Annotated in this window: 20 protein-coding genes; 9 read left to right on the forward strand and 11 right to left on the reverse strand. The window is 74.0% G+C overall.

The genetic code is table 11. The annotated features are described in order from the left end of the window. Positions 1-55 precede the first annotated feature (55 nt). Positions 56-1,642 (reverse strand): AAA family ATPase, encoded by a 1,587-nt coding sequence (locus ACIPPS_RS08170; protein ID WP_401428307.1) that lies wholly within the window; start codon positions 1,640-1,642, stop codon positions 56-58. Continuing rightward, entirely contained in the window at positions 1,639-2,532 is an 894-nt protein-coding gene (locus ACIPPS_RS08175; protein WP_401428309.1) for a helix-turn-helix domain-containing protein, read from the reverse strand. Before ACIPPS_RS08175 ends, ACIPPS_RS08170 begins: the two co-directional genes overlap by 4 nt. A gap of 201 nt (positions 2,533-2,733) precedes the next feature. Between ACIPPS_RS08175 and ACIPPS_RS08180 the strand changes: the two genes are divergently transcribed. Continuing rightward, complete coding sequence (locus ACIPPS_RS08180) at positions 2,734-5,640, forward strand: ATP-binding protein (RefSeq protein WP_401428311.1); 2,907 nt, start codon at positions 2,734-2,736, stop codon at positions 5,638-5,640. Positions 5,641-5,689: 49 nt separating this feature from the next. On the opposite strand, the gene ACIPPS_RS08185 is transcribed toward ACIPPS_RS08180, so the two are convergent. Continuing rightward, positions 5,690-6,451, reverse strand: a complete 762-nt coding sequence (locus tag ACIPPS_RS08185) for a GPR1/FUN34/YaaH family transporter (protein ID WP_401428313.1) — start codon at positions 6,449-6,451, stop codon at positions 5,690-5,692. A 98-nt stretch (positions 6,452-6,549) separates the two neighbouring features. Beyond that, positions 6,550-8,433 (reverse strand): amidohydrolase, encoded by a 1,884-nt coding sequence (locus ACIPPS_RS08190; RefSeq protein ID WP_401429533.1) that lies wholly within the window; start codon positions 8,431-8,433, stop codon positions 6,550-6,552. 254 nt (positions 8,434-8,687) lie between these two features. Here ACIPPS_RS08190 and ACIPPS_RS08195 point away from each other — a divergent pair, with 254 nt between their 5' ends. Continuing rightward, the gene (locus ACIPPS_RS08195) at positions 8,688-9,281 is read left to right on the forward strand and encodes a TetR/AcrR family transcriptional regulator (protein ID WP_401428315.1); all 594 of its coding nucleotides are present in this window, start codon (positions 8,688-8,690) and stop codon (positions 9,279-9,281) included. Next, complete coding sequence (locus ACIPPS_RS08200; protein ID WP_401428318.1) at positions 9,278-10,546, forward strand: MFS transporter; 1,269 nt, start codon at positions 9,278-9,280, stop codon at positions 10,544-10,546. Before ACIPPS_RS08195 ends, ACIPPS_RS08200 begins: the two co-directional genes overlap by 4 nt. Positions 10,547-10,681: 135 nt before the next feature. Here the strand turns inward: ACIPPS_RS08200 and ACIPPS_RS08205 are convergent, their stop codons facing one another. Next, positions 10,682-12,931 (reverse strand): MMPL family transporter, encoded by a 2,250-nt coding sequence (locus ACIPPS_RS08205; protein ID WP_401428320.1) that lies wholly within the window; start codon positions 12,929-12,931, stop codon positions 10,682-10,684. Between the two features lie 299 nt (positions 12,932-13,230). Here ACIPPS_RS08205 and ACIPPS_RS08210 point away from each other — a divergent pair, with 299 nt between their 5' ends. The 5 genes from ACIPPS_RS08210 to ACIPPS_RS08230 all read left to right on the forward strand — a co-directional run bounded on the left by ACIPPS_RS08210 (position 13,231) and on the right by ACIPPS_RS08230 (position 16,821). Further along, the gene (locus ACIPPS_RS08210; protein WP_401428323.1) at positions 13,231-13,761 is read left to right on the forward strand and encodes a hypothetical protein; all 531 of its coding nucleotides are present in this window, start codon (positions 13,231-13,233) and stop codon (positions 13,759-13,761) included. Between the two features lie 146 nt (positions 13,762-13,907). Continuing rightward, a complete protein-coding gene (locus tag ACIPPS_RS08215) occupies positions 13,908-14,798 on the forward strand; it encodes a DUF4097 family beta strand repeat-containing protein (RefSeq protein WP_401428326.1) in 891 nt (296 codons plus the stop codon). Positions 14,799-14,955: 157 nt separating this feature from the next. Beyond that, positions 14,956-16,218: a cytochrome P450 gene (locus ACIPPS_RS08220; protein ID WP_401428328.1), complete on the forward strand. Its 1,263-nt coding sequence runs from the start codon at positions 14,956-14,958 to the stop codon at positions 16,216-16,218. Next, positions 16,215-16,454 carry a ferredoxin gene (locus tag ACIPPS_RS08225; RefSeq protein ID WP_401428330.1) on the forward strand — a complete coding sequence of 80 codons (240 nt, stop codon included), beginning with the start codon at positions 16,215-16,217 and terminating at the stop codon, positions 16,452-16,454. Before ACIPPS_RS08220 ends, ACIPPS_RS08225 begins: the two co-directional genes overlap by 4 nt. A 61-nt stretch (positions 16,455-16,515) precedes the next feature. Continuing rightward, a complete protein-coding gene (locus ACIPPS_RS08230; RefSeq protein WP_401428332.1) occupies positions 16,516-16,821 on the forward strand; it encodes a hypothetical protein in 306 nt (101 codons plus the stop codon). A 52-nt stretch (positions 16,822-16,873) separates the two neighbouring features. On the opposite strand, the gene ACIPPS_RS08235 is transcribed toward ACIPPS_RS08230, so the two are convergent. The 6 genes from ACIPPS_RS08235 to ACIPPS_RS08260 form a co-directional block, all read right to left on the reverse strand. Next, positions 16,874-17,086: a hypothetical protein gene (locus ACIPPS_RS08235; protein ID WP_401428335.1), complete on the reverse strand. Its 213-nt coding sequence runs from the start codon at positions 17,084-17,086 to the stop codon at positions 16,874-16,876. 14 nt (positions 17,087-17,100) lie between these two features. Then, positions 17,101-19,203, reverse strand: a complete 2,103-nt coding sequence (locus tag ACIPPS_RS08240) for a xanthine dehydrogenase family protein molybdopterin-binding subunit (protein WP_401428337.1) — start codon at positions 19,201-19,203, stop codon at positions 17,101-17,103. 16 nt (positions 19,204-19,219) lie between these two features. Beyond that, positions 19,220-20,206, reverse strand: coding sequence for an FAD binding domain-containing protein (locus ACIPPS_RS08245; RefSeq protein ID WP_401428339.1), 987 nt, complete (start codon positions 20,204-20,206; stop codon positions 19,220-19,222). Further along, entirely contained in the window at positions 20,203-20,748 is a 546-nt protein-coding gene (locus ACIPPS_RS08250; protein WP_401428342.1) for a 2Fe-2S iron-sulfur cluster-binding protein, read from the reverse strand. Before ACIPPS_RS08250 ends, ACIPPS_RS08245 begins: the two co-directional genes overlap by 4 nt. Positions 20,749-20,927: 179 nt before the next feature. Then, complete coding sequence (locus tag ACIPPS_RS08255) at positions 20,928-21,377, reverse strand: HD domain-containing protein (protein WP_401428344.1); 450 nt, start codon at positions 21,375-21,377, stop codon at positions 20,928-20,930. A gap of 240 nt (positions 21,378-21,617) precedes the next feature. Continuing rightward, positions 21,618-22,016: a hypothetical protein gene (locus ACIPPS_RS08260; protein WP_401428346.1), complete on the reverse strand. Its 399-nt coding sequence runs from the start codon at positions 22,014-22,016 to the stop codon at positions 21,618-21,620. A gap of 169 nt (positions 22,017-22,185) precedes the next feature. On the opposite strand from ACIPPS_RS08260, the gene ACIPPS_RS08265 reads away from it, so the two are divergent. Further along, positions 22,186-22,560 carry a VOC family protein gene (locus tag ACIPPS_RS08265; RefSeq protein WP_401428349.1) on the forward strand — a complete coding sequence of 125 codons (375 nt, stop codon included), beginning with the start codon at positions 22,186-22,188 and terminating at the stop codon, positions 22,558-22,560. Positions 22,561-22,759 lie beyond the last annotated feature (199 nt).

A 22,759-nucleotide genomic window follows, 5' to 3' on the forward strand; every position in this document is an offset into this window, starting at 1 on the left:
GCAGAGGGTTAGGTCATCTGACTGTGCACGGGGTACGACGCTCCGCCCGGGTCCGCTACCGCGCGCGCAGCGCCTCTCCGACGGCCGCCCGGTCCGTGACGCCGAGCTTGGGGTAGAGCCGGTAGAGGTGGCTCGCGACGCTCCGGGGCGAAAGGTTCAGCCGCGCCCCGATCTCCCGGTTGGTGAGCCCGCCGGCCACCAGCTCGGCCATGCGCAGCTCCTCGGGACTGAGCCGGGCTGCGGCCGGCTCCGGCTCTCCCCCGCGGGCGAACTTCCCCTCGGCGACGGGCCGTGACGCTCCCCGCGCCGCCGAGCCGAGGCGCTCCGCGGGCGCGGGAGGCCAGGGCCTGTTCCGTGCGATCTTCCGCGCGCCGTCCGCCTCCTGTTCGGCGGGCACGGGAGACGAGGGCGGTGCGGGAGGTACGGGGTACGCGGGCGGCACCACGGCGGCCCAGGCGCGCTCGGCCCTGGCTCGCTCGGCGCGGTGACGTGCGGCGCTGTGACGTGCGGCGCTGTGACGTGCGGCGGCCGGGGCCGGGTGGAGCAGGAACGCGCGCAGCAGCGGATGCCGGATCCGTACCCGGGGCGGTTCTCCCTCGGTGACGATCAGGCCGCGCGCCTCCACGGCGGCCAGGTCGTCCTCGATGCCGGACACGGCGGCCGCGGCCGCGGCCGCCGCCACGAGGTGGATCGACCCGCCGTCGGGCCCGGCCGTGGCGCACAGCAGCAGGGCGAACCGCTCCGCCGGCGTGAGTGCGCCGACCTGACGGTCGAGGAGTCGCTCCCACCGCGCGCCCAGGGCCAGGTGCTCGGGCAGCGGCCGCTCCCCCGCCCGCTGCGCCAGGTCGAGCTGTGCGGGCAGGTCGACCAGCGCGAGCGGGTTGCCCTCGGACTCCCGGAGCAGCCGGGCGCGGACCCCGTCCGTCAGCTCCGGGTGCCGGTCGCGGAGGAGGTCCTCGGCATCCGCCTCGCCCAGCCGGCCGAGGCGGAGGAGCACGGCCCCGGCGGAGTCGAGGCGGCCGGTGGCGTCCTCCCGTACCGCCGCGACCATGACGACCGGCAGGGAGGAGAGCCGGCGCTGCAGGAAGTGCAGCACCGACGCGCTGGCCGCGTCGGCCCGGTGGAGGTCGTCGACGAGGACCAGCAGCGGCCGGTCCTGTGCGACGTGACCGAGGAGGGCGAGGGCGGCGAAGGAGACGGCACGCGTACCGGTCGCCGTCGCCGGGCCTTCGGTGGTCTGGCGGCCACGGAGCTGTCGCAGCGCGGCGTGGTGCGCGGTGGGCAGGTGCCCGGCGTGATCCATCAGCGGTGCGAGCAGCCGCCGCAGGGCGCCGAACGGCGACCCCTCCGCCTCCGCCCCGGCGACGCGCAGCGACCCCTCCGCCTCCGTCCCGGCGGCCCGCAGCGACCCCTCCCCCTCCGCCCCGGCGACGCGCAGCGGCTCCTCCGCCTCCGTCCCGGCGACGCGCAGCACCCCCTGGCCGAGCGGGCCCGCCGCTTCCGCGAGGCGGTCCAGCAGGAGGGTCTTCCCGCTCCCGGCCTCGCCGCACAGCCAGAGCGCACGCCCCGACTCCCGTACGGAGGCGAGGGCTTCGCGCAGGACGGCCCACTGCGCGCCCCGCCCCACGACGAGCTCCGTCACCGTCCCGTCCCGCTCGCGGAGCCGCGCCAGGCGGACGGCGGCACGCCGTAGGCCGCGCGGAAGACCCGGCTGAAGTGGGCGGCGTTGCCGAAGCCCCACCGCCGCCCCACCTCGGAGACCCCGTAGGCCGAACCGTCGCCCCGGGCGAGGTCCTGGGCGCATTCCTCCAGGCGGCGTCGCTGGATCAGCCGGGCGACCGTGACGCCCTCCGCCTCGAAGAGCTTGTGAAGGGTACGGACGGAGATGTGGTGGGCGGCGGCGATGTTCTCGGGGGCGAGGCCGGGGTCCCCGAGGTTCCGGTCCACGAAGGCCCGGATGTCCACGGTCCGCGCGTCGCGCGGGACGCCGGACGCGGCCCATGAGCCCCGGCTTTCGCCGGCGCCCCCGTCACCCTCCTCCGCCCGCTCGACGATCAGCGTGGCCAGCAGGTCGACGACGTTGCCCGCGAGTTGGTCGGCGACCCGCGCGGGGCAGTGCTCCGCCGTCGTCGCCAGCCGAAGGAGCAGCGGCCAGACCAGGGAGGCCACCGGGCCGTCCGCCGGGACGACGGTGGCCGTGACCCGTACCAACTGGTCGTCCGTGACCGCAAGGACGCCGCGCGGTACGAGGCAGACCGTCGCCCACGCACCCGACGGGAAGTCGACCACGTGCGGGCGGGTGGTGTCCCAGAGCACGAGCGCGCCGGCTGCGGGCTCGGCGGTCCTTCCGTCCTGTCGCACCACGGCGCCGGGGGCGTCCGGGGCAGTTGCGGCGCCGACGACGGCGACCACGACCTGGCCCACGGGCCATCGGAAGCGCCCGAGCCGTCCGCCGGTGAGAGCCTGCGGAGCCGCGTCCGTGGTGGCCAGGAGGAGCGGGCCGAGGCGCTGGGTGTCGATCACGAGTGTCATGGGTTCTCCCGCCGTTCACGGGTGCCCGCTCCCGTTCCGACAGCGCGTCCGTGGTTCTCCGGCACCCCTCCGACCAGCGTGTCCCACCGGATGACCTACGTCGTCGGCACGATGACTGCGATGCGACTGCGATGCGCTGCGCCGCGACTGCGAAACGTAGAATGCGACGTCAGATGGGATCACCGCTGCGGGGAGCTTCAGGTGTCAGGCGGCGAACTGTTCGGCAGGGCGGCGGAGTCGGCGATCGTCGACGGTCTCGTCGACGCGCTGCCGGTGACCGGAGCGGCGCTCCTGCTCGAAGGGCCGCCGGGAATAGGGAAGTCCGCCCTCCTGGACCACGCCGTCGACCGCGCGCGGGGTGGCGGGATCTCCGTGCTCCGCGCCTCGGGCGTCCAGGCCGAGACGCATCTGCCGTTCGCGGGGCTGCACCAGTTGACCCGTACGCTGCTGGATCGCGTACCGCGCCTTCCCACCGCCCAGGCGGAGGCGCTGCGGAGCGCGTTCGGTCTGGCGGATCCGCCCCGCACGCCGGAGGGAACGGCAGCCGATCCGGCGGGGGTCATGGGTGGCGCGTACAAAGGGGTGGCCCGTCCGCACGGGAGCATGACCGCTCCCCACGAGGGCGTGACAGGTCCGCGCGAAGGGGCCGTCGATCCGTACGAAGGGCTGGCCTCGCCGCCCCGGGGTGCCGTGGCGCCCCAGTTCTTCATGATCGCCCTCGCCACGCTGAGCCTGCTCGGCGAGTGCGCCGCCGAGGCGCCGGTGCTGCTCGCCGTCGACGACGCGCAGTGGCTGGACGCCCCGACCCTGGACGTGCTCGGGTTCCTCGCCCGCAGGCTCCAGGCGGAGCCTCTGGGCCTGCTGCTCGTCCTGCGCGAGGGCCACGTCTCCCCGCTGTCGATGTGCGGCATACCCGAACTCCGGCTGAAGCCCCTCGAACCGGCCGCCGCCGAAGCGCTGTTGGACACCGTCGCACCCGATCTCGACCCCGGCCCGCGCCGCCGCGTCCTGGAGGCCTCCGCCGGGAATCCGCTGGCACTGATCGAACTGCCGGTCGCGCTCGCGGCGGACCCGTCGGCCGGCCGGCTGACGGCCTCGGCGGCGCTGCCGCTGACCGCCCGGCTCGAAGCCGCCTTCGTCTCCCGCCTCGCCGAACTGCCTCCCGAGACGCGCGGGGCGCTGCTCGTCACGGCCGCCGACGACGGCGGCGCGCTGGCCGAGGTGCTCGCCGCCGCGTCGGCGTTCGCCGGCACGGAGGTCTCCACCCGGGCCCTGGAACCGGCCGTCGTCGCGGGCATGGTGACCGCCGACGCGTTCCACATCGCCTTCACCCACCCCCTGGTGCGCTCCGCCGTCCTGGGCGCGGCCTCCCTCAGCGACCGGCTCGCCGCGCACGGCGCGCTCGCGGACGTCCTGCACGGTCAGCCCGACCGGCAGGCCTGGCACAGGGCGGCGGCCATCGGCCGACGCGACGAGTCGGTCGCGCGCCAACTGGACCAGGTCGCACTGCGGGCGCGCGGGCGCGGCGCCATCGCCGTTGCCCTCACGGCCCTGGAGCGCGCCACCACCCTGAGCGAGCTCACTGCGGGCCGGGCCGCACGCCTGCTGGACGCCGCCGAGCTGGCGCTCGAACTGGGCAAGGCGGAGCGGGCGGAGGGCCTGCTCCAGCAGGCGGAACCGCTGGAGCTCGGGGTACGCGAACGGGCCCGGCTGCTCCTGCTGCGGGAGGGCCTGGAGACGGACGTCGCGACGAGCACGCCCCGACTGCACCTGCTGGTCGCGACGGCGGAGCGGGCGGCCGAGGCCGGCGATCCCGAACTCGCCCTGCGGCTGCTGCGCACGGCCGCGCGCCGGTGCTGGTGGTCCGCGCCCGAGCGGGCGCTGCGGGAGCGGGTGGTCGCCGCGGCCGAACGGCTGCCCGTGCCCGAGCTCCACCCCGACCTCGTGTACACCCTCGCCGCCGCGACCCCGGTGGAGCGCGGCGCGACCGTGCTGGAACGTCTGGACCGCCTCGCACGCGAAGGCGGGTACGACGTGCCGGCCGCCGCCACTCTGGGCACGGCGGCCACGATGGCGAACGCGTACGACCACGCCGGCGGCCTCCTCCAGCACGCCGCGGCCGGGCTGCGCGCGCAGGGACGGCTCGGTCTCCTGGCCCCGACGCTCGTCTCCCTGGCGTTCACCGCGGTCCGTACCGTCGACTGGGAGACGGGCCTGCCGAGCGTGGCCGAGGCGATCCGGCTCGCCGAGGAGAACGCCCAGCCGCGCTGGCTGACGGGCGCCCGGATCGCGAAGGCGCAGTTCGCCGCGTTGCTCGGGGACCTGGACACCGCGCGTACCGTCATCGGGGAGGCGGAGCGGCAGGGGCTGTCCGTCGCCAACCCGTCGAACCTGGCCTTCATCCAGATCACCCGCGGTCTCATCGGCCTCGCTGCGGGCGCCCACGCGGAGGCCTTCGACTGCGTGTGGCGGGTCTTCGACCCCGCCGACCCGGCCTACCACCCGTTCCTCCAGACCATCGCCGTCGCGGAGCTGGCCGAGGCGGCGACCGGCGCCGAGCAGCGCGCGATGGCGCGCGCGGCGCTGCACCGGCTCGACGCCGCCGCCGTGGCGAGCCCGGCACAACTGACCCGGGTGAACCTCGGTTTCGCGCACGCGCTCCTCGCCGAGGACGAGGAGGCGGAGGACCGGTTCCGTACGGCTCTCGACCTGGACATGTCCCACGCGCCCTTCACCCGGGCCCGGTTGATGCTGGCACACGGCACCTGGCTGCGCCGACGGCGCCAGGTGGTGGAGGCGCGTACCCCGCTGCGGATCGCCGTCGTCTCCTTCGAGGCCCTGGGGGTGGAGCCGTGGGGCGAGCGCGCCCGGCAGGAGCTCCGCTCGGCGGGCGAGGGGAGCAGGCGCCGCGAGAGTACCGACTGGGACCTCCTGACACCCCAGGAGCTCCAGATCGCCCGGCTGGCGGCCGACGGGCTGTCCAACAAGGAGATCGGCCAGCAGCTCTACCTCTCCCCGAGGACGATCGGCGCGCACCTGTACCGCGTCTTCCCGAAGCTCGGGATCACCTCGCGCAGCCAGTTGCGCGACCGGATCCATCCCGCCTGAGCCGCCCGCCCGCCCGGCCCGCCCCGCACGGGCACCGCCCGCAGGCGCCTCAGAGGGTGCGGCGCACGCCCGCCTGCCGTTCGAGGTCGCGCAGCTGCACCGCGAGGTCCCCTTCGACCGCCGCGTGGGCGGGGCCGCGCCGTCCGATCGGCAGGACCTCCTCGCCCCGCATGTCCTCCAGCATGAGCGCGAACGCCGCGTACATGGCGACCGCCGCCAGGACCAGCCCGAGGCAGCCCGAGACGGTGACCAGCAGTTCGGCACCGGTCAGGTTGGCGAGCGCACCGACCGCGAAGCGGGGTACGGCGACGCACAGGACGAACCACAGGGCGCGCTTGCGCCGCGCGACCGAGGCCATCAGCAGGGCGAAGAAGGCGAACACGAGGTTGAGCACCCCGAGGACCCGGGCGCCGCCCGGCGGTTCGAGCGCGAGGACCAGCGAACTGGCCAGCCACATGCCCGCGAAGCAGGCCATGAGCGTCGACGCGAGGACGTCACGCGCGCCGAAGGCGAGGACGGCCACGACGAGTTGGAGCACGAACGCGGGAAGGATGGTGAGGGCGACCGCGCGGGCGGAGTCCTCGCCGAGGAGGCCGAGCTGCAGGCTGCCCACCATCACCGACGCGATGGCGACCGCGAAGAAGCCGACGGGCATCGGGGAGGCGATCGGGCGGAGCGTGATCCGTGTCATCGGCCTCAGGTCCGGCTCGAAGTGCCGCCCGGCGAAGGCCGGGGTCTCGGCGGACTCTCCGGGGTCGGAGGACTCAGTCGGCTCCGGCCGCTCCAGGCCGTCGGGGGGGTTGGTGGTCATCGTGGTGCACTCTCCTGGGACTGGGAGCCGTCGTACCGGAAGCGGTGGGAAGCCCGGGCGGTCACGCGCTCGCTCTCGCGCTCACGCCGTCACCCCGTTCACAGCACGAAGCATGGGTCGAAGACCTCGGTGCGCGGCTCCGGTACGTATCCGCGCGCCGCGCGCCACTGGCGGTGCTGCTCGGACTCGGCAACGGCCTCGGCGAGCAGATCCGCCTGGCGCGCCCCGGTGACGCTGGGCCGTGGCGTGGCCTGGTAGCCGCCGAAGTGGGCGACGGGGCTCCAGGCGGGACTGATCGGCTCGATCGTCTCGTCGAGCCCCTCGTACTCCGCCGCCGCGTGGACGATGCGGCCGCCCACGACGGTCAGGACGGACTCGATGTGGGCGATGTCCTGCTCGGGTACGGCGAAGTAGTCGTCGGAGAGGATCGCGAGGTCGCCGAAGAAGCCCTCCCGCAGGATCCCCTTCACATCGTCCTCGCCCGTCAGCCGCGCTCCCCCTCGGGTGTACAGCTCCAGGGCCGTCTCGCGCGTCAGCCGGTTCTCCTCGGGACAGAGGGGGAGATCGCCGATGGTGCGGCCGCTGACGAGCCAGTGCAGCGCGACCCACGGGTTGTACGAGGAGACGCGCGTGGCGTCCGTACCGGCACCGACGACGAGCCCCTTGTCGAGCATGCGGCGCACCGGCGGGGTGTGGGCCGCGGCGGCCGCGCCGTACCGGTCGGCGAAGGCGCGGCCCTGGAAGGACATGCGGTTCTGCACGGAGATCGCGCCGCCGAGTGCGGCGATCCGGTCCAGACTGGCGTCGCTCACGGTCTCCGCGTGGTCGAAGAGCCAGCGGTTGCCGGCCGGGAAGAGCCCGTCGGCGGCGAGCTTCTCGAAGACCGCGAGATCGCGGCGGATCGTCTCGTCGTACGTGGCGTGGAGGCGGAAGCCCCAGCCGTTCTCCATGAGCAGCCGTACGGCCTTCTCGAACTCGCCCTCGTAGCCGCCGCTCAGCTCGGGCCTCGGCTCGGTGAAGTTCTCGAAGTCGGCGGCGGCCCAGGTGAGGTTCTCGCCGGCGCCGTTCAGCCGCAGCCAGTCGTCGCCGTCCTCCGGCCGTACGGTCTCGATCCACCGGGTGAGGTCGGCGATCTCCTGGCCACCGGTCTGCGGGAACAGGTGGTAGGCGATCCGCAGGGTCAGCTCGCCGGCGCGGGCGAGGTCGATGACGGTGCGGTAGTTGTCGGGGAAGTTCTGGAAGCCGCCGGCGGCGTCGACGGCGGAGGTCAGCCCGAAGCGGTTCAGCTCGCGCAGGAAGTGCTTGGTCGAGGTGCGCTGGTCGTCGGCGCCGAGCGTCGGTGCCTTGGCGAGCGTGGAGTAGAGGACGAGCGCTCCCGGCGCCGCGAGGAGGACTCCGGTGGGGCCGCCGTCGCGCCCTCGCACGATCTGCCCGCCGGGCGGGTCGGGCGTCTTCGCGGTGAAGCCGGCGGCCAGGACGGCGGCGCGGTTCATCAGGGCCGACTGGTAGAGGTGGAGGACGAAGACCGGGGTGTCGGGGGCCGCCGCGTTCAGTTCGGAGACGGTGGGCATCCGCCGCTCCGCGAACTGGTCGGCCGTCCATCCGCCGACCACCCGGATCCACTGGCCCTTGGGCGTGCGCCCGGCCTGTTCCTTCAGCATGGCGAGCGCCTGGCGCAGCGACGGGACGCCGTCCCAGCGCAGTTCGAGGACGTAGTTCAGGCCGCCGCGGATGACGTGCAGATGGGAGTCGTTGAGCCCGGGGACCACGCGCCGTCCGAGCGCGTCGACGACCTTGGTGCCCGGCCCGACGAGCCCGGCGACCGCCCGGTCGTCGCCGAGGGCGACGATCCGGCCGCCCCGGATCGCGACGGCCGACGCCTCGGGGCGCCGGGGGTCGCCGGTGTACACCTTGGCGTTACGGACGAGCAGCTCGACGGGGTCGACGACGCCCGGGGCCGGGACGACGCCCGCTACCGGCATGCAGGTCACGCGGCTCACCTCCGATGAGATCGTGGGGCCGCGACGAGCCCTCGCACGGGGAACGGCCTCACCGTAGGAGCGACGGAGGACGCCGGGTGTCCCGTCCGCGCACAGGAGTTGCCCACGCGGGCACGGCGCTCGCGCGGGACGGAAGGCGTGTGCTGCTCGGGCGCGCCGCTCCATGGAGCCCGGTCCACGGATCCCCCGAACCGCCCACCGACAAGCCGGATGACCTATCCGGTTAGACTCCCGGCATGACGACCGCCCCCCTGCGCAAGGACGCCGCCCGCAACTGGGAGCGGATCGTCGCCGTCGCCCGCGCCCTCCTCGACGAGGGCGTACCCCTCCAGCTCAACGATGTCGCCCGCCGCGCCGACGTGGGCGTGGGCACCGTCTACCGCCACTTCCCCACCCCCGAGGCACTGCGCGAGACCGTCGCCACGCCCGCCCTGGAGAGACTCACCGCCCACGGCGAAGAGGCGCCGGCCGACGACGACCCCTGGCGCGCGCTCACCGGCTTCCTGACCCGCACCATCGAGGCGCAGGTCGCCGATCCCTCCCTGACCGCGGTCATGGCCGTCACCGCGGACGCACTGCCGCGCACCACCGAACTGAAGCGGACCCTGTCGGCGGTCGGCGGCCGGCTCCTCGACCGGGCCCGCGACGCCGGAGCCGTACGCCCCGACCTGACCTCCGCCGACCTGGTCCCGCTCCTGTGCGGGGTCGCCTACGCCGCGACCGTGCACAGCGCCCCCGACGCCCGCGTCGGGACCGCCCACCGCTACCTGGCCGCACTCCTGGCAGGCGTACACGCCCACCCCGGCGACCACTCCGCGAGTTCGAGGTGAGGCGGAAGCTGGGACCGCGGTTCGGGCGGCTGTGGGCCGCGTACGCCGTCAGCGCGTACGGCAGCTCCCTCGGCTTCGGCGCGTTTCCTCTGATCGCGGTCCTCGTACTGGACTCGGGGCCGGCCCAGGTGGCGGCGCTGGCCGCCGCGGGACGGGCCGTGGGGGCCCTGGTGGCGGTGCCGCTCGGGCCGTGGGTGGAGTTCCGCCGGAAGCGGCCGGTCATGGTGGCGATGGACCTGACGCGGTTCGCGGCGCTGATGAGCGTCCCCGCCGCGTACGCGCTCGGATGGCTCGGCTTCGTCCAGCTGCTCGTCGTCTCCGTCGTGGTCGCCGCGGCGGAGATCGCCTTCAGGGCGGCGTCAGGCGCGTACCTGAGGACGCTGGTGCCGGCGGACGACCTGCTCGTCGCGAACAGCCGGTTCGAGTCCACGACATGGACGGCCACCATGGTCGGGCCACCGCTCGGAGGAGCCGCGATCGGCATGTTCGGCCCGGTGGTGACGGTGATGGCCGACGCGGGCAGCTACCTGCTCTCGGCCCTCGGCATCCGCTCCGTCGGCGGGGTCGAGCCGCGCCCCGCACGGACCGCCCCGCCGCGCCTGCGGGTGCCCGATCTGTTCGAAGGATGGCGGTACATCCTCGCCCACCCCACACTGCGGCCGCTCTTCCTCAACGCGATCGCGGTCAACGGCCTGATCATGGCGTCGGAACCCCTGCTCGCGGTGCTGCTGCTGCGCGAACTCGGCTTCGCTCCCTGGCAGTACGGGCTCGTCTTCGCGCTGCCCTGCGTCGGCGGCCTCCTCGGCTCACGCCTCGCGCACCGGCTGGTGGCCCGCCGCGGGCAGCGCACGGTGCTCCTCGTCGCGGGAACGCTGCGCGCGATCTGGCCCCTCGGCCTGGCGTTCGTACAGCCGGGCATCCCCGGGGTCGTCCTCATCCTCACCGTCCAGTTCGGCCTGGTGACCTGCTGCGGCCTGTTCAACCCGGTCCTCGCCACCTACCGCCTCCAGCACACCGACCCCACCCGGCTCGCCCGTACCCTGGCGGCCTGGTCGATCAGCGCCGGCGCCTCCATCGCGGCCCTCACCGCGGTGTGGGGCCTCCTGGCCGCCGCCACCAGCCCCCGGGTCGCGATCGCCGCCGCCGGCGTCCTCCTCCTGGCCACCCCGCTCCTGCTCCCGCGCCACGAACCCACCACCCTCCCGACGGCGAAGGAAGAGGTGCCGGGGTCGGGGCCGGCTCCGGGCGGCGCGAGAGCACGCTGAGCACGGCGTCGTCACCGTGCGGTGCACGGTGCCCCTGCCGCCACGTCCGACGGCCTGGCGCCCGACACACTGCCAGGCCCAGCGGCGTCGAGCCGCTGGGCCTGAGCAGGGGTGCCCCTTGAGCGAACCGGTCCGCTAGTCGACCAGTTCACGCTCGCGGCGGCGCGGGGCCGTCCGCTCCGACGGGTCCGGGTGGGAGAGCTTCGCGCCCTCGACGTCGAGGTCGGGAAGGAGCCGGTCGAGCCAGCGCGGCAGCCACCAGGCGCTCTTGCCGAGCAGGGCGAACAGGGCGGGCACGATCGTCATCCGGACGATGACGGCGTCGAAGAGCACCGCGGCCGCGAGGCCGAAACCGATCATCTTGATGAAGTCGTTGTCCTCCACGATGAAGCCGGAGAACACGCTGATCATGATGGCGGCGGCCGCGGCCACCACCCGGCCGCCGTAGCGGAAGCCGGTGACGACGGCCTCGGCGGGCCGCGCCCCGTGGACGTACGCCTCCCGCATGCGGGTCACCAGGAACACCTCGTAGTCCATGGCGAGGCCGAAGACCACACCGATCATGAAGATCGGCATCGTGCTCATGATCGGACTCGGCTGGTCGACGCCGAAGACGTCCGCGAGCCAGCCCCACTGGAAGACCGCCACGACCGCGCCGAGCGCCGCGGCCACGGAGAGCAGGAAGCCCAGGGCCGCCTTGAGCGGGACGAGGACCGAGCGGAAGACCACCATCAGGAGCAGGAACGCCAGGCCGACGACGAGGGCGAGATAGGGCAGCAGCGCGTCGTTCAGGGTCTGCGAGAAGTCGATGAACATCGCGGTCTGGCCGGTGACGAGCACCTCGGCTCCGGTGTCCGCCCGGAGTCCGTCGGCGAGGCCCCGGAGGGTGCGGACGAGGTCCTCGGTCGCGCCGTCGGTGGGGCCGGTGGTCGGGACGACGGTGAGGATCGCGGTGTCACCGGCCTCGTTGGGCGTGGCCGGGGTGACGGCGGCGACGCCGTCCTGCTCGGCCAGCCGCTCGCCGACCGTCTTGGCGGCGGCCGCCGCGTCCGGTCCCTCGACCGTGATCAGCAGGGGACCGTTGAACCCGGCGCCGAAGGAGTCCGAGAGCAGGTCGTAGGCCTTGCGCTGCGTGGTGTCCGGCGCCATGGTGCCCTCGCCGGGCAGGCCCAGCTCCAGACTGGCCGCCGGCACGGCGACCGCGCCGAGGCCGGCGACGGCCACGAGCAGGACGGCGACGGGGCGGCGCAGTACGAAACCGGCCCAACGGGCGCCGAGGTTGGGCCTGCGGCGCGCGTCCTTCTCGGCGTGCCGGGCGGCCCTGCGCTGCCGGCGGGCGCTGAGCGGCTTGCCGGAGAACCGCGCGCGGTCGCGGCGGCGGAGCACCTTGACCGGCGCGAAGCCGAGGAGCGCGGGGACGAAGGTGAGGGCGACGAGTACGGCGACGGCGACGGTGCCGGCCGCGGCCAGGCCCATCTTGGTGAGCATCGGGATGTTCACCACGGCCAGCCCCGCGAGGGCCACGATGACCGTGAGCCCGGCGAAGACGACGGCGGAGCCCGCGGTGCCGACCGCCCGCCCGGCGGCGTCCTCGCGGTCGCGGCCCTCGGTCAGCTCGGCACGGTAACGGGAGACGATGAAGAGGGCGTAGTCGATACCGACGGCCAGGCCGAGCATCATCGCGAGGGTCGACGTGGTGCTGGACAGGCCGAGGGTGGAACCGAGCGCCGTGATCGCGGAGATGCCGACGCCGACACCGATGAGGGCCGTGAGCAGCGGCATGCCGGCGGCGATCACCGAGCCGAAGGTGAGGACCAGGACGACGGCGGAGACCACGATGCCGATCTGCTCGCCGGTGCCGCTCATCGCCGCGTCGATCTTCACGGCGTCGCCGCCCGCCTCCGCGGTCAGGCCGCTGTCGCGGGCCGCGGCCAGCGCGTCGTCGAGCGCGTCGTGCGCCTCGTCCCCGACCTCCGTGGCAGGGACCTCGTAGGTGGCGATGGCGTACGCGGTGGTGCCGTCCTCGCTCACCGCCCGCGTCGCGAACGGGTCGCTCACCGACGTCACCTGCGGGGACTTCTTCAGCCGCGCGACCAGCGCCGCGACATGCTCCTGCTGCGCGGCGGCGGTGATCCTGGCGCCCTCGGGCGCCCGGACCACGATGCGCGCACTGGCTCCGTCGGCGCTCGCGGCCGGGAACTTCTCCTCCAGGAGGTCGAAGGCCTGCTGCGACTGCGTGCCCGGCATGGAGAACGTGTCGGCGGGCGGCGGTGACGCGGAGGAGGCGGCGACTCCCGCGCCGCAGAAGATCACCACCCACAGCAGGGCCGTCAACCATCGACGACGGAAGGCGAGTCGGCCGAGTTTGTAGAGGAAGGTAGCCACGGCTGGGAACTCCTGTCAGTGGACCGCGAGAGCGGACGGAGGAAGAAGGGGGGACGGGCTGCACCGGCGAGAAGAGGGAGCCCCTGGGAGGTGACACCAGGCGGCGCCCTCATGGCACCATACGTGCCGCTTGAGTGGTGCCACCATGACACCACTGCGCCGCCACCGCAAGCCACATCTCGCCGGAAGCGCCACCGCGCCACAACAGGACACCAGAGAAGCCGCAGGTCAAGGGCGGGTGTGCCGGGGAAAAGCCAGCATGGCTCGCCATAGCGCCATGGCTGTGCCATCATGGCGTCATGGACCTCACGCCCTACGTCGACAACCTCCGCCACGAACTCGCCGTCGCGGCGGACGCCGGCGGCGAAGAAGCCCGCGCCCTGGCCGAGCGGCTCACCGCTCCCCTGGAGTCCGCCACCCGGCTCACCCTGCTCAACGCGCTGTCCGCGGCCATGGGCGAGGTCACCCGGGAGCTGGCCCCCGGCTCGGTCGACGTGCGGCTGCGCGGACTCGACCCCGAGTTCGTGGTGACGCCGCCGCCGGCGGCCGAGCCGTTCGAGGAGACACGGGCGCCGACCACGGCTCCCGCCGCGACGGCGCCGCTCGCGGCGCACTCGGAAGCCGACGACGGCAGCATGGCGCGGATCAACTTCCGCCTCCCCGCCCACCTCAAGTCCCGCGCGGAGAACGCCGCGACGGCGGAGGGCCTGTCGGTCAACGCGTGGCTGGTACGGGCGGTCTCCACCGCCCTCGACGGCCGGGAACGCGCGGATCCGTCGAGCCGAGGCAAGGACATGGGCAGCCGGGGCTTCACCGGCTGGGTCCGCTAGGGCCCGCGCCGCTTCACCGCGGACCACCGCCCCGACCCGATCCGCCGACGTCACGTCACCTCACGTCGGCGGCGCGTCGGCGGCACGTCACTCCTCACCCGCCCCACCAGCGGGATCACCCACCGAACCAAGAGGACGGAACAGCCATGCCTACGTTCGAGACGCCCGAACCGATCACCGCCATCCTCGAACTCGACGCCGGGACCGCCCGCATCACCGCCGGCAAGCGCACCGACACGGTCGTGGAGGTGCTGCCGCGCGACGGCTCCGAGGAGAACGACGTACGCGCCGTGCAGCAGACCCAGGTCACCTACTCGGGCGGCCGCCTCACCATCAAGACCCCACGGAAGCGGTCCCCGTTCGGCAAGCCCGGCGCCATCGAGGTGAGCGTCGAACTGCCCGCCGGGTCGGACGTCCGGGCCACCACGGGCATGGGCGCCTTCCTCTGTGAGGGCCGACTGGGCGAGACGGCGCTCAGGACCGGCCTCGGCGACCTCCAGGTCGACGAGGTGGCGGGCGTCGACCTGCGGACCGACACCGGCCAGATCCGGCTGACCCGCGCGACCGGCGGCGCCGAGGTCGTCGGCGCGGGCCGGATCGAGATCGGCACCGTCGCAGGGGCGGCGACCGTCAAGAACTCCAACGGGGCGACCGCGATCGGTGAGGTCACCGGAGTCCTGAAGACCAGCGCCGCCAACGGCGACATCTCCGTCGGCGTCGCGCACGGCAGCGTCGGCGCCAAGTGCGCCAACGGCCGGATCGAGATCGGCGTCGCACACGCCGGGGTCGAGGCCTCCTCCGCCAACGGCGGCATCCGCGTCGGCGACGTCATCCGCGGCCGGATCGAACTGCGAACGTCCGTCGGAGACCTCGAAGTCGGCATCCACGAGGGCACCGCGGCCTGGCTCGACCTGAACCCCAAGCACGGCACGGTACGCAACTCACTGGACTCCGCCGCCGGCCCCGCGGAGTCCGACGAGACCGTCGAGGTGCACGCGCGGACCGGGGCCGGCGACATCATCATCACCCGCGCCTGACGCCCGTACCCCCTGGCGCCCGGCATCGACCCGACGACCCGCCCCCCTCCGGCGCCCTCAAGTCCGCAGCCGAGCGGTAACCACCGCTCCCCTCGGCCCCCTTCACCGTTCGCCCGTCCACCGTCGCAGCACCGTCCCGACCCTCCCAGGAGGAGCCATGTCGTACGACCCGACGCCCACGCCCACCACCGCCCTGGCGGCCACCACCACCGACGTCTTAGGTGAGCTGCCGACCCTGCCCACCGACCGGCGCACCGGCTGCCCCTTCGATCCGCCCGCCGAACTCACCGCCCTGAGCGACACGCCGCTGCGCCGCATGCGCTACGCCGACGGCCACATCGGCTGGCTGGTCACCGGCCACGCCGCGGCGCGGGCGATCCTGGCCGACCCGCGCTTCAGCTCGCGGTACGAACTCCTGCACCTGCCCATGCCGATCGAGGGCGCACCTGCGGAGCTGCCGCCGGCCCCGGTCGGCGACATGATCGGCCTCGACGCCCCGGAGCACACCCGCTACCGGCGCCTGCTCACGGGCCGGTTCACCGTCCGCCGGATGCGCCAACTGGCCGAGCGCGTAGAGCAGTTCACCGCAGAGCAGCTGGACGCCATGGAGCAGGCCGGGCCCACCGTCGACCTGGTGGAGGCGCTCGCGCAGCCCGTGCCCGCGCTCATGATCTGCGAGCTGCTCGGTGTGCCGTACGCCGATCGGCAGCGCTTCCAGGGCGATGTGGCGACGCTCTTCGACCAGACCGCGGGCGCCGAGGCGTCGGGCCGGGCGTACGCGGCGGTGCACCAGTACCTGAACGAACTGGTCCTCGCCAAGCGCGCCGAGCCCGGGGACGACCTGCTCAGCGACCTGACCGCCTCCGACCTCACCGACGAGGAGCTGACCGGTATCGGTGGGCTGCTGCTCGCCGCCGGACTCGACACCACGGCGAACATGCTCGCTCTCGGCACCTTCGCCCTGCTGAGCAACCCGGACCAGCTCGACGCGCTGCGCGCCGACCCCGGCCTTGCCGAGCAGACGGTGGAGGAGCTGCTGCGCTACCTCAGCGTCGCCGACCCGCTGACCCGTTCGGCGCTCGAAGACGTCGAGGTGGCGGGCCGGCTCATCAGGGCGGGCGAGACGGTGACCGTCTCCGTGCAGGCCGCCAACCGCGACCCGCACCGGTTCCCCGGTCCGGACCGGCTCGACCTCCACCGCAAGGCGACCGGTCACCTGTCCTTCGGCCACGGCGCCCACCAGTGCCTCGGCCAGCAACTCGCCCGCGTCGAGATGGCCGTGGCGTTCCCGACGCTCTTCGCGCGGTTCCCCACCCTGCGACTCGCGGTGCCCCCGGAGGAGGTGCCCCTGCGCGACCGCGCCAACATCTACGGGGTGATCAGCCTGCCCGTCACGTGGGACGAGGAAGTAGCCCCGTGAGCGACCCACGAGAGCCGCAGGCTCTGCACCTCAGCGTCGACCGCGCCCGCTGCGCCGGCGCCGGCATGTGCGCGCTGACGGCCCCCGACGTCTTCGACCAGGACGACGACGAGGGCCTGGTGGTCCTCCTGCACCCCACGCCGGCCCCCGCGCAGCGGGCGGCGGCCCGGATGGCCGCCGGCCTCTGCCCCGCCGAGGCGATCACCTTCACCTTGCCGGCCCCTGAGGACGGGTGACCACCGCGCCCCGGCCCGCCGGACCGAGAACCCTCACCTGCACGCCGGTGGGGGCTCTCGCGTGTCACAGATCATCGACAGCGCGCTCCCGGCGTCGACCGCGTCCGCCTCGTCGGATCCGCTGGCCGCGGTAGCCGCCGCCCACCCGGTCTCCGTACCGGCGTACACCCCTCAGGAACGTAAGGACGCCCTCGCGTACTGGACGCCCGCCCGCATGAAGGCGGTGGGCAGGTCCGTGGGCCTCGGCCCGACCGGCCCGACCGGCCCGACCGGCCCGAAGGCCAAGCCTTCGACCGCCCGGTCGGCGGCCCCCTCACCGTCCTCGGCTACTCCGCCACCCGCCCCCAGCTCGGCGAGGAGCTCCTGACGTGCGCGGGCACGGCGGCGGGTGGCGGTCCGCCGGGGACCGGCAGTCAGGGCTACGGCCGCGTGACGTGGTGCAGGTGCGCCACCGGTACGTCCGTGGTCGCGTCGACCTTCTCGCCGTCGTACCACTCGACGGTGGCGGTGTCGCCCGACAGCGCGGTGATCCGGCCGACCGGGAGGTCGGCGCGCGAGACCGGCGTGGAGCCTGCGGTCTGCCCGAGGTCCTGCGTGGTCACCCGGTCCCCCACGGCGAAGCTGCTGGTCATACGGTCCTCCCGGATCAGGTGCGGGGCAGGTGCGGGAGCAGTCGGTCGGGTGTCAGGGGCAGTTCCCGCAGCCGTACGCCCACCGCGTGGTGGACGGCGTTGGCGATGGCCGCCGCCGTGCCCACGATGCCGATCTCTCCGATGCCCTTGCTGCCCATCGGATTGAGATGGGGGTCCTCCTCCTCCAGCCAGTGCGCCTCGATGGCCGGCACGTCGGCGGAGACCGGCACGTGGTAGGAGGCCAGGTCGCGCTCCACGTAGTCCCCGAACGCGGGGTCCATGGTGCTGGTCTCGGTCAGCGCCATGCCGATCCCCATCGTCATGCCGCCGATGAACTGCGACCGCGCGGTCGAGGCGCTGAGGATGCGCCCGGCGGCGTACACCCCCAGCAGACGGCTCACGCGTACCTCGCCGGTCTCGGCGTCCACCCGGACCTCGGCGAAGTGCGCGCCGAACGTGTGGCGCGCGTACGGGGGTTCCTGCCCTGCCTCGTCCTCGGTGTCCGCGAACGCGGACAGACCCTCGGCGGGCAGCGCTCCCGCGTGTGCGCGCAGCTTCTCGGCGAGGGCGGTACAGGCCCGGTGGACGGACCAGCCCCAGGACGACGTCCCGGAGGACCCGCCGGCGAGGGGGGCGTCGGGCAGCTCGCTGCTGCCGAGCTCGACGCGGACCGCGGCCGGCTCGGCTCCGAGCGCCTCGGCGGCGACCTGGGCCAGCACGGTCCGCGCTCCGGTGCCGATGTCGGTGGCGTTGACCCGTACGACGAAGCCGCCGTCCGGTTCGGCGTGCGCGGAGGCCGTGGACGGGCTGACGAGGTAGGGGTAGGTGGCCGCGGCGACACCCGTGCCCAGCAGCCAGTTCCCGTCGCGGCGTACCCCGGGACGGGGGTCGCGCCCCTCCCAGCCGAACCGCCGGGCGCCTTCGCGCAGGCACCCGACGAGGTTCCGGCTGCTGAAGGGGTTGCCGCTGTCGGGCTCCTTCTCCGGTTCGTTGCGCACGCGCAGCTCGACCGGGTCGATCCCGGTGGCGAGGGCGAGTTCGTCCATGGCCGATTCGAGGGCGTACATGCCGGACGCCTCGCCCGGGGCACGCATCCAGGACGGGCTCGGCACGTCGAGTGCCACCACCCGGTGGGTGGTGCGGCTGTGCGGGGAGGTGTACATGGTGCGGGCGGGGGCGGCGGCCTGTTCGACGAACTCCTTGACCGTCGACGTCTGCGTGACGACCTCGTGCGCCAGCGCGTCGATCACGCCGTCGGCGCCCGCGCCGAGCCGGACCCGCTGGATGGTGGGGGCGCGATGGCCGACGACCGCGGCGAGCTCCCGGCGTGGCAGGACCAGTTTGACCGGGCGGCCGGTGTGCCGGGCGGCCATCGCGGCGAGGACGACGTGCGGGCGTGGAGTGCCCTTCGAGCCGAAACCGCCGCCGACGTAGTCCGACACCACGGTGACGTCCGCTCGCGGCACCCCCAACAACCCGGCCAGGGTGTCCCGTACGGTGGTCGAGCCCTGGCTCGAGTCGTGGACGATCAGCCGGTCCTCCTCCCACCAGGCGGTGGCGGCGTGCGGCTCCATCGGGTGGTTGTGCAGGGCGGCCATGGTGTACGTCGCGTCGACGCGGACGGCGGACGCGGCGAAAGCCGTGTCGAAGTCGCCCCGTTCACGGACGGCCGGATGACCGCCGTTCGCCTCCTCGGGGGTGTAGAGGCGGGGGTGGTCCTCGCGGAGCGTCGCGTCGTGCGGCTCGGTCGCGTACGTGACCCGCAGGGCGTCGGCACCGGCCCGGGCGTTCTCCAGGGTGTCGGCGACGACGACGGCGACGTACCAACCGCGGTGGGGGACGCTGTCGTCCTGCAGCAGCGACAGCGTCGGGTCGTCGGCCTCGCCCAGGCGCGGCGCGTTCTCGTGGCTGAGCACGGCGAGGACGCCGGGGAGCCGCAGGACCTCGTCGGCGTGGACGGCCGTGACCTTGCCGCGGGCGACGGTGGCGGGTACGGGGCAGGCGTGGGCGCAGCCGGGAGGGGTGTGCTCGGCGGCGTAACGGGCCGCGCCGGTCGCCTTCTCGCGGGCGTCGCGTCGCACGGGACCGTCGGGCCGGGGCGCCGGTGGGGGAGTCATGGCGGGGCGGGCCTCCTCAGGCACGGGACGCGAGGTCGTTCAGCACGCTGACGGCGAGGTTGCGGGCGAGGGACACCTTGAAGGCGTTGTCGCGCAGCGGTTCGGCCGCGGCGAGTTCCGCCTCGGCCGCCCGCGCGAACGTCTCCTCGGTGGCGGGCGCGCCGGTGAGCATGCTCTCCGCGGTGTGGGCACGCCAGGGTTTGTGCGCGAGCCCGCCGAAGGCGAGGGCGACATCCCGCACGACGCCGTTCTCGACGCGGAGGACGGCGGCGACCGAGGCGAGGGCGAAGGCGAACGAGGCGCGGTCGCGGGCCTTGCGGTAGGCGCTGTGGGTTCCGGGGGTAGGCGGCGGCAGGACGACCGCGGTGATGAGTTCACCGGATCGGATGACGGTGTCGTCCTCGGGGTGGTCGCCCGGGAGCCGGTGGAAGTCGGTGATCGGTACGGTGCGCGTGCCGTCGGGCCCGAGCAGGTGGATCTCCGCGTCGTACGCCGCCAGCGCGACGGCCATGTCCGAGGGGTGGGTGGCGACGCAGTGGGTCGAGTGACCGAGCACCGCGAGGTCGCGGTGCGCGCCCTCGCGGGCCGGGCAGCCGGTGCCGGGTTCGCGCTTGTTGCAGGGCTTGGAGGTGTCCTGGAAGTACGGGCAGCGGGTGCGCTGGAGCAGATTGCCCCCGGTGGTCGCCGTGTTGCGGACCTGCGGCGACGCGCCGGCGAGGAGGGCCTGGGACAGGGCGGTCCAACGGCCGCGGACGCCGGGGTGGGCGGCCAGCTCGGTGTTGCGCGCGGTGGCCCCGATCCGGAGCCCGCCCTCGGCTGTCTCCTCGATGCCGTCCAGGGGGAGCCGGCTGATGTCGACGAGGAACGGCGGGGCGGTGACCCCGAGCTTCATCAGGTCGACCAGGTTGGTGCCGCCGGCGAGGAACTGGGCCCGGGGGTGCTCCGTGAGGGCGGCGAGCGCCTCCTCCGGCCGTTCGGCACGGAGATACGTGAAGGGCTTCACGGCGCCGCCTCCTCGATGGCGTCCACGATGTTCGGGTAGGCGCCGCACCGGCAGATGTTGCCGCTCATGCGTTCCCGGATCTCCGGTGGTGTGAGTCGGGCGGGGCCGTCGTCGCGGCCGGACGGCGGCGGTGTCACGTGCGAGGGGTGGCCGTGGGCGGCCTCTTCGAACATGCCCAGGGCGGAGCAGATCTGCCCCGGGGTGCAGTACCCGCACTGCAGGGCGTCCCGGGCGACGAACGCCTCGACGACGGGGTGGAGCCGGTCGCCGTCGACCAGACCTTCCACGGTGGTGATGGGCTCGCCGTCGCAGGCGACGGCGAGGAGAAGACAGCTGTTGGCCCGCCGCCCGCCGACCAGGACGGTGCACGCCCCGCACTGACCGTGGTCGCAGCCCTTCTTCGCACCGGTGAGATCCAGATGCTCGCGCAGCGTGTCGAGGAGGGTCGTGCGGTTGTCGACCGACAGCGTGTGTGTCGCCCCGTTGACCTGGAGCGAGACGACGGAGGCGAAGTCCTCGCCCGGTGGCGCGGTCCCATCCACGGCCTTCACTCCTCTGCGCACGTTCTCGACGACGATCGACGCGGAACCTCTTCCCCGGGATTCCGATTGCGAACAATGTCTGTCCGCCGAACGGCCGAGCCGCACGCGCGCGGGACGGCCGCCACGGACCGGTCCTGGGCCTCCGGCGACCGACCCGCGGCGCGGGCGGAGCGCGATCCTCAGCGCTCCTGGAGGCCGAGCAGCCGTCGCAGCGTCGCGTACTTCTCCCCCAGCCGGGCACGGGTCGGTTCGTCGAGCAGCGCGAGCCGGGCGGGGTCGGCGTTGTGGGCGAGGTCCGCCTCCTTGATGAGGCGGGCGCCCGGTGTGGCGAGGATGCGTTGTGTGTACGACTCGTCGCTCTCGTCCGGGCGCTTGGTCAAGGCGTCCACCAGGGCCTTCACGGGCTGCGGGAGCGCGGCGGTCACCAGCCACTCGCGGGAGAGCACGTCGTTCTCGATCGTGTCGTGCAACCAGGCCGCGGCGATCTGTTCGTCGGAGCCTCCGCGCGTCCTGACACCGTCGGCCACGGCCTGGACGTGCTCCAGGTAGGGCCGTCCCGTCTCGTCCCGTTGTCGGGCGTGACCTTCGCGGGCGATCGCCTCGACCTGGTCGAGCGTGAGGTCCGGCATGGGTACGACTTTACGGGCGCCGGGTCGCCGTCGCCCGCCGTGAGCAGAGCGTCGACGTCATCGGGCATCCACCGCGCCCGTGGTCCGGCGTCCCGGTCCGGATGGCCGCGCCCGGGGTCCGGCGTCCCAGTCCGGATGGCCGCGCCCGGGGCCCGGCGTCCCGGTCCGGGCGGCCGCGCCCGGGGCCCGGCGTCCCGGGCCGCCGCGGTCGGGCTCGGAACAGCTCCCGCGCGCGCCGCGTCAGCCCGGGCGCGGGCCGGAGGAGTCGTCGTCAGGGTTCACGCCTGTGAACGCCTCGTCGTCCTTCGTGCCGCTCGGGCGCTGGGACCGACCCTTGCGGCCGGTGTCCTCCATGCCCTTCTGCGACGAGCGCCCCCGCTCCTCTCCGCCGGTCGCCTCGCTGCGCACGGTGTCGCCCGGGACGCTCCCGGTCTCTTCCTCGCTGACCTTCCGCCCCTTGCCGCGCGAGGGGGCGTGCTTCTCCGGGTTGAAGGAACGCGAGGCGCTGGGATTGTCCTGCTGCCGGGTCTCGTCCACGTCGGGGGACCATCCGTGCTGCCCCTCCATGCCGTCGCGGCTCGGTTCGCCGCGCGAGCGCCCGGAGGACTTCGGATTCTCGGACTTCGGATTCCCGGCCATGAGCCGACCTGCCTGTCCGTGCGGAAGGTACACGTGCGCACCTGTGGGAGTTCGATTTTCCCACAGGCCACAGGGCGGGGCACATCGACCGCCCCCGCATGCCCGCGACGGATCGGGGTACGTCTTCCCGTGCGAAGCGCGGGAACCACCCGGGAACGAGGTGCTGGGAGTGATTCGGAAGCTACAGGCGGTCGCCTTGGACTGCGCCGACCCTGTTCGTCTCGCCGAGTTCTACGCGGAGCTGCTCGGCGGCCACGTGGTCGCCGACCCGGACGAGCCCGACTGGGTCGAGGTACGCGGGTTCGAGGGGACGCCGCTGGCATGTCAGCGGGTGGAGGGCTACCGCCCGCCCGCGTGGCCCGGCCAGGAGAGCCCGCAGCAGCTGCACCTCGACTTCGACGTGGACGACATCGAGGCGGACGAGAAGCGCGCGCTCGCCCTCGGCGCGACCGTGCTGGAACGGACCGACCAGCTCCGCCCTGAGGCCAACTGGCGCGTCTACGCGGACCCCGCCGGCCACCCGTTCTGCCTCTGCCTCCACTGAGACGGCCTCCTGACCCACGAGTGAGACGGCCTCTTGACCCACGGGACCGCAAGCAACTACCTTGCGGTCCACATCGACCCATGACGACCGGAGGAGGCGACCAGCGGATGTACACCAGCTCCGACCTGAGTCGCCTCGCCCACAGCACGGTCTGGATTCCGGGTCGTATCGCGCACGGCTGCTGACCGCGCCGTTTCTG

Source organism: Streptomyces sp. NPDC090127 (genome assembly GCF_044746945.1).
Taxonomy (GTDB): domain Bacteria; phylum Actinomycetota; class Actinomycetes; order Streptomycetales; family Streptomycetaceae; genus Streptomyces.

Coding starts and splice junctions, on each gene's coding strand:
- ACIPPS_RS08185 (WP_401428313.1), bottom strand. CDS start 6,451: ATGACCACCAACCCCCCCGACGGCCTGGAGCGGCCGGAGCCGACTGAG.
- ACIPPS_RS08240 (WP_401428337.1), bottom strand. CDS start 19,203: ATGACTCCCCCACCGGCGCCCCGGCCCGACGGTCCCGTGCGACGCGAC.
- ACIPPS_RS08235 (WP_401428335.1), bottom strand. CDS start 17,086: ATGACCAGCAGCTTCGCCGTGGGGGACCGGGTGACCACGCAGGACCTC.
- ACIPPS_RS08215 (WP_401428326.1), top strand. CDS start 13,908: ATGCCTACGTTCGAGACGCCCGAACCGATCACCGCCATCCTCGAACTC.
- ACIPPS_RS08220 (WP_401428328.1), top strand. CDS start 14,956: ATGTCGTACGACCCGACGCCCACGCCCACCACCGCCCTGGCGGCCACC.
- ACIPPS_RS08260 (WP_401428346.1), bottom strand. CDS start 22,016: ATGGCCGGGAATCCGAAGTCCGAGAATCCGAAGTCCTCCGGGCGCTCG.
- ACIPPS_RS08190 (WP_401429533.1), bottom strand. CDS start 8,433: ATGCCGGTAGCGGGCGTCGTCCCGGCCCCGGGCGTCGTCGACCCCGTC.
- ACIPPS_RS08195 (WP_401428315.1), top strand. CDS start 8,688: ATGACGACCGCCCCCCTGCGCAAGGACGCCGCCCGCAACTGGGAGCGG.
- ACIPPS_RS08175 (WP_401428309.1), bottom strand. CDS start 2,532: ATGACACTCGTGATCGACACCCAGCGCCTCGGCCCGCTCCTCCTGGCC.
- ACIPPS_RS08210 (WP_401428323.1), top strand. CDS start 13,231: ATGGACCTCACGCCCTACGTCGACAACCTCCGCCACGAACTCGCCGTC.
- ACIPPS_RS08255 (WP_401428344.1), bottom strand. CDS start 21,377: ATGCCGGACCTCACGCTCGACCAGGTCGAGGCGATCGCCCGCGAAGGT.